At 60.0% G+C, this 10,915-nt stretch carries 9 protein-coding genes; 6 read left to right on the top strand and 3 right to left on the bottom strand.

Annotated elements, in window-relative coordinates; translation table 11 throughout:
• The 5 genes from PFH44_RS20445 to sseB all read left to right on the top strand — a co-directional run.
• Positions 1–1,076, top strand: a 1,076-nt coding sequence (locus tag PFH44_RS20445; RefSeq protein WP_283825973.1) for an Hsp70 family protein, incomplete at its 5' end; no start/stop codon positions are given.
• Between the two features lies 1 nt (position 1,077).
• The gene (gene fdx, locus PFH44_RS20440) at positions 1,078–1,413 is read left to right on the top strand and encodes an ISC system 2Fe-2S type ferredoxin (protein ID WP_041146722.1); all 336 of its coding nucleotides are present in this window, start codon (positions 1,078–1,080) and stop codon (positions 1,411–1,413) included.
• A gap of 1 nt (position 1,414) precedes the next feature.
• On the top strand, positions 1,415–1,615 hold the full coding sequence (iscX, locus tag PFH44_RS20435; RefSeq protein ID WP_041146721.1) for a Fe-S cluster assembly protein IscX: 201 nt from the start codon (positions 1,415–1,417) through the stop codon (positions 1,613–1,615).
• A 179-nt stretch (positions 1,616–1,794) separates the two neighbouring features.
• Positions 1,795–3,081, top strand: a complete 1,287-nt coding sequence (gene pepB / locus PFH44_RS20430) for an aminopeptidase PepB (RefSeq protein WP_045856330.1) — start codon at positions 1,795–1,797, stop codon at positions 3,079–3,081.
• Between the two features lie 81 nt (positions 3,082–3,162).
• Positions 3,163–3,939, top strand: coding sequence for an enhanced serine sensitivity protein SseB (gene sseB, locus PFH44_RS20425; protein WP_283825972.1), 777 nt, complete (start codon positions 3,163–3,165; stop codon positions 3,937–3,939).
• A 30-nt stretch (positions 3,940–3,969) separates the two neighbouring features.
• Here the strand turns inward: sseB and sseA are convergent, their stop codons facing one another.
• The 3 genes from sseA to PFH44_RS20410 all read right to left on the bottom strand — a co-directional run bounded on the left by sseA (position 3,970) and on the right by PFH44_RS20410 (position 7,371).
• Entirely contained in the window at positions 3,970–4,815 is an 846-nt protein-coding gene (sseA, locus tag PFH44_RS20420) for a 3-mercaptopyruvate sulfurtransferase (protein ID WP_283825971.1), read from the bottom strand.
• A 122-nt stretch (positions 4,816–4,937) separates the two neighbouring features.
• On the bottom strand, positions 4,938–6,122 hold the full coding sequence (locus tag PFH44_RS20415) for an amidohydrolase (RefSeq protein WP_283825970.1): 1,185 nt from the start codon (positions 6,120–6,122) through the stop codon (positions 4,938–4,940).
• Between the two features lie 37 nt (positions 6,123–6,159).
• The gene (locus PFH44_RS20410) at positions 6,160–7,371 is read right to left on the bottom strand and encodes a hypothetical protein (RefSeq protein WP_283825969.1); all 1,212 of its coding nucleotides are present in this window, start codon (positions 7,369–7,371) and stop codon (positions 6,160–6,162) included.
• A 627-nt stretch (positions 7,372–7,998) separates the two neighbouring features.
• Here PFH44_RS20410 and PFH44_RS20405 point away from each other — a divergent pair.
• On the top strand, positions 7,999–10,915 hold a 2,917-nt coding region (locus PFH44_RS20405; protein ID WP_283825968.1), incomplete at its 3' end, for an alpha-2-macroglobulin family protein.

The raw sequence follows: 10,915 nt of genomic DNA, 5'->3' as shown, positions 1-10,915 counted from the left end.
GCGATAACCGCCTGCAGCGCGAGCTGCTGGACGCGGCTATTGCGGCCAAAATTGCCCTCAGCGCGGCGGAAACCGCCCGCGTTGACGTCGGCGGCTGGCAGGGTGAAATCACCCGTAGCCACTTTAATGAGCTGATTGCTCCGCTGGTTAAGCGCACTCTGCTGGCCTGTCGTCGCGCGTTGAAGGACGCCGGCGTGAGCGCGGAAGAGGTGCTGGAAGTGGTGATGGTGGGCGGCTCAACCCGCGTGCCGCTGGTGCGCGAGCGCGTCGGCGAGTTTTTTGGCCGTACCCCGCTGACCACCATCGACCCGGATAAAGTTGTCGCCATCGGCGCCGCCATTCAGGCCGATATTCTGGTCGGCAACAAGCCGGACAGCGAGCTGCTGCTGCTCGACGTTATCCCGCTCTCTCTGGGGCTGGAAACGATGGGCGGCCTGGTGGAGAAAGTGATCCCGCGCAATACCACCATTCCGGTGGCCCGCGCCCAGGAGTTCACCACCTTTAAAGACGGTCAGACGGCGATGTCTATCCACGTCATGCAGGGCGAACGCGAGCTGGTGCAGGACTGCCGTTCGCTGGCGCGCTTTGCGCTGCGCGGTATCCCGGCGATGCCGGCGGGCGGGGCGCATATTCGCTTCACCTTCCAGGTCGATGCCGACGGGCTGCTGAGCGTCACCGCCATGGAGAAATCGACCGCGGTTGAAGCCTCCATTCAGGTGAAGCCCTCCTACGGCCTGAGCGACAGCGAAATAGCCACCATGATCAAAGATTCGATGAGCCACGCCGAGCAGGACGTTCAGGCGCGAATGCTGGCCGAGCAAAAAGTTGAAGCCGCACGCGTTCTGGAAAGCCTGGGAAGCGCGCTGGCCTCAGACGCCGCGCTGTTAAGCGCCGCAGAACGTCAGGCTATCGATGACGCAACGGCGCAGCTGCGCGCGGTGGCGGCAGGCGATGACGCCGATGCAATAAAAGAAGCCATTAAAAATATAGACACACAAACCCAGGAATTTGCCGCACGCCGCATGGACCAGTCGGTCCGTACCGCGCTGAAAGGCCAATCCGTGGACGAGGTTTAATATGCCAAAGATTGTTTTTCTACCCCACCAGGACCTGTGCCCGGATGGCGTAGTTGTGGAAGCTGAGATCGGTGAGACCATTCTTGATGCCGCGCTGCGTAGCGGTATTGAGATTGAACACGCCTGTGAAAAATCCTGTGCCTGCACCACCTGCCACTGCATCGTGCGTGAAGGTTTTGACTCGCTGGCCGAAAGTACCGAAGATGAAGACGATATGCTGGATAAGGCCTGGGGGCTGGAACCCGACAGCCGTCTGAGCTGCCAGGCGCGCGTGACCGCCGACGATCTGGTCGTCGAAATTCCGCGCTACACCATCAACCACGCACGCGAGCATTAATATGGCACTGAAATGGACCGACAGTCGCGAAATTGGCGAAGCGCTTTATGACGCCTTCCCGGATCTCGACCCGAAAACCGTTCGCTTCACCGATTTGCATCAGTGGATTTGCGAGCTGGAAGAGTTTAATGACGATCCAAACGCATCCAATGAAAAAATTCTGGAGGCAATTCTGCTAGTCTGGTTAGACGAAGCAGAATAATTTTCGCGGCATGCTCCGCGTTGCAGATGCGTTGGCCGCATTCGCTCACCCCAGTCGCATAGTTATCTATGCTCCTGGGGATTTGCTTACTTGCCGCCTTCCAGCAACGCGAATCATTTAGCGGAAAAATTTTAACGGGCTGCCATAGGGTGGCCCGTTTGCTAATAAGGATGAATAAAATGACCGAAGCCATGAAGATTACGCTGACGACCCAACCCGCCGACGCACGCTGGGGAGAAAAAGCGGCTTACAGCATTAACAACGACGGCATCACCCTGCATCTGAACGGCAAAGACGACCTGGGCCTGATTCAGCGCGCGGCGCGTAAAGTTGACGGCATGGGAATCAGGCACGTTGCGCTCGACGGCGAGGGCTGGAATACCGACCGCGCGTGGGCGTTCTGGGCGGGCTATAAAGGGCCGAAAGGCAGCCGTCAGGTTGAGTGGCCGGCGCTGGACGAGGCGCAAAAGCGCGAGCTGGATAGCCGTCTGGCCATTATCGACTGGGTGCGTGACACCATTAACGCCCCGGCGGAAGAGCTCGGCCCGGAGCAGCTGGCCCAGCGCGCGGTCGACCTGCTGTGCGGCGTTGGCTGCGACAACGTGACCTACCGCATCACCAAAGGCGAAGACCTGCGCGAGCAGAACTATCTTGGCCTGCACACCGTTGGACGCGGTTCCGAGCGCCCGCCGGTCCTGCTGGCGCTGGACTACAACCCAACCGGCGATAAAGACGCGCCGGTCTACGCCTGCCTGGTGGGGAAAGGCATCACCTTCGATTCCGGCGGCTACAGCATCAAACAGAGCGCGTTTATGGATTCGATGAAGTCCGACATGGGCGGCGCGGCAACGGTGACCGGGGCGCTGGCGTTTGCGATTACCCGCGGCCTGAATAAGCGCGTGAAGCTCTATCTGTGCTGCGCCGACAACCTGATTAGCGGCAACGCCTTCAAGCTGGGCGATATTATTCGCTACCGTAACGGTAAAACCGTAGAAATTATGAACACCGACGCCGAAGGCCGTCTGGTGCTGGCGGATGGCCTGATCGATGCCTCTGCGCAGAAGCCGGAGCTGATTATCGACGCGGCGACGCTGACCGGCGCGGCGAAAACCGCCCTGGGCAACGACTACCACGCGCTGTTCAGCTTCGACGATGCGCTGGCGTCTCGCCTGCTGGCGAGCGCGCAGGCGGAAAACGAAGCCTTCTGGCGCCTGCCGCTGGCGGAATTCCACCGCGGCCAGCTGCCGTCGAACTTCGCCGAGCTGAACAACACCGGCAGCGCCGCCTATCCGGCGGGTGCGAGCACGGCGGCAGGGTTCCTCTCCCATTTCGTTGAGAACTATCATCAGGGCTGGCTGCACATCGACTGCTCCGCGACCTACCGTAAATCCGCCGTTGAGCAGTGGTCGGCCGGCGCGACGGGGCTCGGCGTGCGCACGATTGCCAATCTGTTAACCGCAGAGTAAAAAATGGCGGGGCGCTGGCGCCCCGGATTGTCTCACCCCGGCCCGCGGCCGGGGATTGCTGATTCTGATGTTGTGAGAGCCATGTCCGAAACTAAAAATGAATTAGAAACTCTGCTGGAAAAGGCGGCGATTGAGCCCGGCCATCGCCCGGCTTTTTTCCGTACGCTGCTGGAGTCCACCGTCTGGGTGCCCGGCGCGGCGGCGGAAGGTGAACAGGTTGTGGAAGAGAGCGCCGTCGACCTGCAGCACTGGGAAAAAGACGATGGCGCCTCGGTCATTCCCTTTTTTACCTCGCTGGAGGCCCTGCAGCAGGCGGTCGAAGACGAGCAGTCCTTTGTGGCGATGCCGGCGCGTACGCTGATGGCGATGACCCCGGGCGAGACGCTGTTCCTCAACGCCAAACTGCCGGCCGGGAAAGAGTTCACGCCGAACGAAATCAAGCATCTGCTGGGTGAAGAGGGCGGTCCGCTGAGCGCGCAAACCGTGCTGGAGGGCGGGGCGCCGCTGCTGCTCTCCGAGGTGGCCGAGCCGCCGGCGCAGATGGTGGATTCGCTGACCACGCTATTTAAATCCCTGAAAACCGTGAAGCGGGCGTTTCTGTGCTCGATCAAAGATAGCGCGGACGCGCCGGCGAACCTGCTTATCGGCATTGAGGCCGAGGGGGATATCGAAGAGATCATCCAGGCAACCGGCAGCGTGGCAACCGACACGCTACCCGGCGATGAGCCGATCGATATTTGTCAGGTGGTGGAAGGGGAGAAGGGCATCAGCCACTTTATGATTGCCCATATCGCGCCATTCTATGAAAAGCGCTGGGGCAGCTTCCTGCGCGATTTCAAGCAGAACCGCATTATCTGATGACGGCGGGGCGCTCACCCCGCCGCCGTTTTACTGCGCCGGCTCGATCGGCAAATCGGCGCGGGCGCCCCATTCACTCCATGAACCGTCGTACAGGCTGACGCCGTTAACGCCCAGCGTTGTCAGCGCCAGCACCACCACCGCCGCCGTGACGCCGGATCCGCAGCTGGCGATAATCGGCCGCTCGAAGTCCACGCCCTGGCGCAGGAAAATATCGTTCAGCTCGTCGATAGTTTTCAGCTCGCCGTTAATCACCAGCTCGGTCCACGGAACGTTCAGCGCCCCGGGAATATGCCCCCGGCGCAGGCCAGGACGCGGTTCATCGACGAGACCGTTAAAGCGCCCGGCCGGACGCGCGTCGACGATCTGGGCCGATCCTTCATGGCTCACCAGCAGCACGTCGGTCAGCCGCTTAACCACCAGCGGATCGAAGCGGCCGTCGAATTCGCCCTCCGGCAGCTGCGGCTCGTCCTGCTCCAGCGGCAGCTCATCGCGCCGCCAGCCGGCCAGGCCGCCGGCGAGAATAGAGACGTTTTCGACCCCGAAGGCCCGCAGCATCCACCAGGCGCGCGGCGCCGAGAAGAGGTTGCCCTCATCGTAAACCACCAGATGCTTATCGCTGCTGACGCCCAGCTCGCGCATCGCTACGGCGAAGGCTTCCGCCCGCGGCATCATATGCGGCAGCGGGCTGGTGCGATCGGAAAGGGCTTCAATATCGAAAAATACGGCGTTGGGAATATGGCCCGCGCGATATTCGGCGTGCAAATCGCGATCTTCCTGCCCGGGCGGCGCCATTCGGGCATCGATAATCTGGATTTCCGGGTCATCAATATGTTCCGCTAACCAGTCGGCGGCGACAAAAAACGAAGTGGACATGGCTATCTCCGTGTCATCAACAATAGATAGATTGTTGATGTTTTTGCCCTTACCGACAAGGCATTTTCACGTAATACATATCGTAATGTGATATGTCCCCGGCGCACGCCGGGGAGAAACGATCAGAAGCGGTTTTGATGCAGATAGCGCCAGGCGTACTGGGCGTACAGCCCGGCGCCGGTTTTCATCACCTGCTCATCAATATTGAAGCATCCGTGATGGTGGGCGTAGTCGCTCCCTTTCTCTTTATTGCCGGAGCCGAGCAGGGCAAAACAGCCGGGAATATCCTGCATATAAAAGCTGAAATCCTCTCCGCCGGTCGTTGGCTTTTCGCTGAATAGCACGTCGTCGCCGAAGGCCTCGCGGATCACCGATTGCGCCAGCCGTGCGCTGCGCTCTTCGTTAATCACCGGCAGCGTGCCGTAGCAGTAGTCGACGTCAACGGTGGCACCATACATCGCCGCGGTATGCTGCGCATAGCGCGCTATTGCGGCCTCCAGGCGCTGGCGGGTTTCGATGCTGAAACAGCGCACGGTGCCGTCAAGAACGGCATGTTCGGCAATCACGTTGAACCGGGTGCCGACATCCATTCGGCCGATAGAGACCACCGCGGATTCCAGCGGCGAAGTTTCACGCGCCACGATAGCCTGCAAATTCATCACGAAGGCGGAGGCGACGACCGCCGCATCGATGCAGGCCTCCGGCATTGAACCGTGCCCGCCGCGGCCGCGAAAAGTGACTTTGAGTAAATCCGCGGAGGCAAACGACGACCCCACGTTGCAGGAGATTTTACCGGCAGGGGAACCGGACCAGATGTGCATGCCAAAAACGTTGTCGACGCCATCGAGCGCGCCCTGATCGATCATGGCTTTCGCCCCCTCGGCAATCTCCTCGGCGGGCTGAAAAATTAAACGCACGTTACCGGCCATTTGCTCGCGAACCTCATACAGCGCGCGGGCGGCGGTGAGCAGCATTGCAGTATGGGAATCATGCCCACAGGCGTGCATTTTCCCGGCGATTTGCGATTTATAGCTGAGCCGATCGTTGAGCTCCTGCACCGGCAGCGCATCCATATCGGCGCGCAGGGCGACCGTCTTGCCCGGCCTGCCGCCGGTGATGTCGGCAATGACGCCGGTCGGAACGGTACGACGGCAGGCGATGCCGATGCTCTCCAGTTCCGCCACGACGCGCTCCGTCGTTCGCCGTTCCTCCCACGGCAGCTCCGGGTGGGCGTGTAGATCGCGGCGAAAGGCGATTGTCGCCTGCTCTTCTCTGGCGATGATGGCGGTAATAGCGGGGTTAATCATAAAACGGACTCCATAGGTAGGTAGAAAATGAAAGCGTTCAGCCAACAGCCGGCACCAGATAGCCCACCAGTATTCCGGCGAGGATGACGGAAACAATCGTCACGGAGATAAACCCGCCGACCAGCATTGGCCCCAGCATGTGCTGAGTCAGCATCTGGCGTTCTTTTTCATCCAGGGTGAGGGAGTTAATGGCTTCGTTAGTGATGATGTAATCCGCCGGAAAGCCGTACAGCGCGGTCAGGGAGATGGCGAATGACATGGCGCCGCTGACGCCGAGCGCTTTCCCTACGGCCCAGGAAACGATAAACATGCCGATAACCGCCGTGGCGATGAGCACCGCCATCGGATAAAGCAGGCGCAGCAGCATATCCGGCGTGGCTTTGTTCAAGGTATCAAAGATAAACAGCATCAATGCCATTACGGCAAAGCCGAACCCGTTCGCTTTTTGCAGCGTATGTTTTTCAAGAAAGCCCAATGAAGTAAAGACCACGCCAAAAAACAGGCACAGTACGAACGGGCTGATGCTGACTATGGGTTTTGCCAGCTCGGAGACAAACCAGGCCAGGCAGCCCACTATCGCCAGGCGCAGGAATTTAAAATAGGTACTGTTGTAGCTTGTGGGGATGCGGCTAAACAACCGCGGCATCATTTCTTCACCGCAGGCGAGGAGGGTCCGTTCATCTTCAGCGCTATCAGGATGATGCTCGCCGCTGCGGTAGCGCGTAAGCAGCGCTTTTCCTTCGCGTTGCAGCATGATGGCGGTGAGGGGATAGCCGGCGAATCCCTGCATCACGTAAATCAGAATCGCCAGCACCGACAGATCCACCAGCCCGGCGTTGCTTGCGCCTTGCGACATAATCAATGATGAAACGATCCCGCCGACCAGCGGCGGGATGGTAACCAGCGCGGTGTTGTGGTCAAACAGCAGCAGGCTCACCGCGAAGACGGCCACCGTTATGCCGGCGATACCCGCAAGCGCAACGACCACCGTTTTCCACTGGCGCATGAGCTCCTTCAGCGACAGCAGGGTCCCCATATTGGTAATCAGAAGATACATCAGCATGATGGCGACGGGCGCCGTGATTCCCGCCCGGCTGATAATATCCGCCGGGAAAAATGTCCAGTACCCGCCCAGAAATAGCGCTGCACAAACAAAGACGGAAGGGACCCTGGCTTTTGTCCGGGTCGAAATAACATCGCCTGTATAAAGAATAAAAAGAATAATTAAAAGAGCGCTCATTTGTGACATAAATAATTCCCATATTATTTATTTTATATGTCAATACGGAACGGATGACTGTTGTGCCGTTATTGATTTCGCAGAACGGGCAGTCAGTGCTACCACCAGAAGTGTTTTAGCCTACGTGGGCATTAACATATGCCGTAAATTATGCGCCTTGCCGGGCAGCGGCAATGAAGCCCGCTCTCCATCTGAAGATGAGAATGGACGACCAACGCGAAGGTAAGGGCGGCATGAAATATTACGCCATAGCGTTCAAGTATGAGAAAACCGGCGCGTTGTCAATTTATACGAGGCGGCTAATGTTAATTTCAGAATTAAGCCGGGAGGAAATATGCGCTTTCACATTATAATTAAGTCCGTGTATTATTAGTCTCTCTTATTTTTAATTGCGCTCTGCGGCATGTTTTATATTCATCGTGCGAAGTTTGTTGTAATTTTTCTCGCTGCCCGGACGCAAATACGCCGTCGTTATTATTCTCATCTGCCGGGTAAAACCTATCGCTGAAATTATATCATCGGCAAAATCAGGCCGTCGACGCGCTGCGGATATTATAAGCAACTGGTAAATCGGCCGTTGGCGCATAATAATATGTTCACTACAGATATCAGGCCGTTGGGCCGAGGGGTTAAAGGATGAAACCATTTCGTTTAGCGACGCTGTCGCTGGCGCTGCTTACCGCATTTTCGCTTGCCGGCTGCGACGACAGCGGCAAAACTCAGACCGCCGGGCCAGCCGCCGCCTCTTCCACGGATAAGCAGGACGCGGCGAAGCCGGACGGCGCCCAGCTCGCTAAGCTGGCGGAGAAAAGTAAAGGCAAGGCGCTGACGCTGCTCGACGCCTCGGAGGTCCAGCTGGACGGGGCGGCGACGCTGGTCCTGACCTTCTCCATTCCGCTGCAGCCGGATCAGGATTTCTCCCGCAGCGTGCACCTCGTCGATAAAAAAAGCGGTAAGGTTGACGGCGCCTGGGAGCTGGCGCCGAACCTGAAAGAGCTGCGCCTGCGCCATCTTGAGCCGAAACGCGACCTGATTGTCTCCGTTGACCCTACGCTCACCGCGCTGAATACCGCGACCTTCGGCACCTCTTTTGAAAAAACCATCGCCACCCGCGACGTGGCCCCCAGCATCGGCTTTGCCAGCCGGGGCTCGCTGCTGCCGGGCAAAGTGGTGGCCGGGCTGCCGGTGATGGCCCTGAACGTTGACAACGTCGACGTGAACTTCTTTCGCATCAAGCCCGAATCGCTGTCCGCCTTCGTCAGCCAGTGGGAGTACCGGAATTCGCTAAGCAACTGGGAGTCCGACGAGCTGCTGAAAATGGCCGACCTGGTCTACAGCGGGCGTTTTGACCTCAACCCGGCGCGCAATACGCGGGAAAAGCTGCTGCTGCCGCTGGCGGATATCAAACCGCTGCAGCAGCCGGGCGTCTACGTGGCGGTGATGAACCAGGCGGGCCACTATAGCTACAGCAACGCCGCGACGCTGTTTACCCTCAGCGATATCGGCGTCTCGGCGCATCGCTACCACAACCGGCTGGACGTCTTCACCCAAAGTCTCGAAAACGGCGCCGCGCAGTCCGATATCGAGGTTCAGCTGCTCAACGCCAAAGGGCAGACGCTGGCGCAGGCCAAAAGCGACGGCCAGGGCCACGTGACGGTGCAAACCGATAAAGAGGCAGCGCTGCTGCTGGCGCGCAAAGAGGGGCAAACCACCCTGCTGGATCTCAAGCTGCCGGCGCTGGATCTGGCGGAGTTCGCCATTGCCGGAGCCCCCGGCTTTAGCAAGCAGTTCTTTATGTTTGGCCCTCGGGATCTCTACCGCCCGGGGGAGACGGTGATCCTCAACGCGCTGCTGCGTGACGGCGACGGCAGGCCGCTGGCCGAGCAGCCGGTGAAGCTTGAGGTGGTTCAGCCGGACGGCCAGGTGATTAGCTCCCGGATGAGCCAGCCGGTGAACGGCCTGTATCAGTTTACCTGGCCGCTCGACGCCGGCGCGCCGACCGGCATGTGGCATATCCGCGCCAGCACCGGCGACAATCAGCCGCGCGAGTGGGACTTCCACGTCGAAGACTTCATGCCCGAACGGATGGCGCTGAACCTGAGCGGGCAAAAGGGCGCCGTGGCGCCGGATGCCGACGTGACCTTTGCCGTCGCCGGGGCCTATTTATACGGCGCGCCCGCCAGCGGCAACCAGCTGCAGGGGAAACTGTTCCTGCGCCCGCTGCGCGATGCGGTCGCCGCCCTGCCGGGCTTCCAGTTTGGCGATATTGCCGAGGAGAACCTCTCCCGTAGCCTCGATGAAGTGCAGATGACGCTGGACGAAAAAGGCCGCGGGGAAGTGACCACCGCCAGCCAGTGGCAGGATAGCCATTCGCCGCTGCAGGTAATTTTACAGGCCAGCCTGCTGGAGTCCGGCGGTCGTCCGGTGACCCGCACCGTGCAGCAGGCCATCTGGCCCGCCGAGGCGCTGCCGGGCATCCGTCCTGAGTTCACCCTGAAGGACGTGTACGACTACCGCACCGACAGCACGGTGAAGCAGCCGGTGGTGGATGAAAACAGCACCGCCGGGTTTGAGATTGTCTACGCCGACGCTGCCGGAGACAAAAAAGCGGTCTCCGGGCTGCAGGTGCGCCTCATTCGCGAACGCCGCGACTACTACTGGAACTGGTCGGATAGCGAAGGCTGGCAGTCGCAGTTCGATCAGAAAGATCTGCAGGAGGGCGAGGAGTCGCTGGATCTGCAGGCCGGGCAAACGGCGAAGGTGAGCTTCCCGGTGGAGTGGGGCTCCTATCGTCTGGAGGTGAAGGATCCGGATGGGGCGGTCAGCAGCGTGCGCTTCTGGGCCGGCTACAGCTGGCAGGATAACAGCGACGGCGCGGGAGCCGCGCGTCCTGACCGGGTCACCATGAAGCTGGATAAACCGGCCTACAGGCCCGGCGACACCATTAAGCTGCATATCGCCGCGCCGGCGGCAGGTAAAGGCTATGCGATGGTCGAGTCCAGCGAAGGCCCGCTGTGGTGGCAGGAAATTGACGTTCCGGCCGCGGGGATGGATCTGTCCATCCCGGTCGATAAAGCCTGGAACCGCCACGACCTCTATCTCAGCACGCTGGTGATCCGCCCCGGCGACAAATCGCGCTCCGCGACGCCGAAGCGGGCGGTGGGGCTGCTGCATCTGCCGCTCGGCGATGAAAACCGCCGCCTGACCCTGGCGCTGGATGCGCCGGAAAAAATGCGTCCCAACCGGCCGCTGACGGTCAAAGTGAAGGCCAGCGTCAAAGAGGGCGAGACGCCGAAGCAGGTGAATGTCCTGCTCTCGGCGGTGGATAGCGGCGTGCTGAACATTACCGACTATGCGACGCCGGATCCGTGGAACGCCTTTTTTGGTCAGAAGCGCTACGGGGCGGATATTTACGATATCTACGGCCAGGTCATTGAGGGTCAGGGACGCCTGGCGAGCCTGCGCTTCGGCGGCGACGGCGACGAGCTCAAGCGCGGCGGTAAGCCGCCGGTCAACCACGTGACGATCGTTGCGCAGCAGGCCCAGCCGGTGG

The organism is Klebsiella sp. Ech2A (assembly GCF_030078455.1).
Lineage (GTDB): Bacteria > Pseudomonadota > Gammaproteobacteria > Enterobacterales > Enterobacteriaceae > Klebsiella > Klebsiella terrigena.
Note: the sequence above shows the minus strand (reverse complement) of the source record. Positions and strands in the feature narration are given on the sequence as shown.

Excerpts from the sequence above, each read along its gene's own strand:
- sseA (WP_283825971.1), bottom strand. The coding sequence starts at position 4,815 with ATGTCCACTTCGTTTTTTGTCGCCGCCGACTGGTTAGCGGAACATATT.
- iscX (WP_041146721.1), top strand. The coding sequence starts at position 1,415 with ATGGCACTGAAATGGACCGACAGTCGCGAAATTGGCGAAGCGCTTTAT.
- pepB (WP_045856330.1), top strand. The coding sequence starts at position 1,795 with ATGACCGAAGCCATGAAGATTACGCTGACGACCCAACCCGCCGACGCA.
- PFH44_RS20410 (WP_283825969.1), bottom strand. The coding sequence starts at position 7,371 with ATGTCACAAATGAGCGCTCTTTTAATTATTCTTTTTATTCTTTATACA.
- fdx (WP_041146722.1), top strand. The coding sequence starts at position 1,078 with ATGCCAAAGATTGTTTTTCTACCCCACCAGGACCTGTGCCCGGATGGC.
- PFH44_RS20415 (WP_283825970.1), bottom strand. The coding sequence starts at position 6,122 with ATGATTAACCCCGCTATTACCGCCATCATCGCCAGAGAAGAGCAGGCG.
- sseB (WP_283825972.1), top strand. The coding sequence starts at position 3,163 with ATGTCCGAAACTAAAAATGAATTAGAAACTCTGCTGGAAAAGGCGGCG.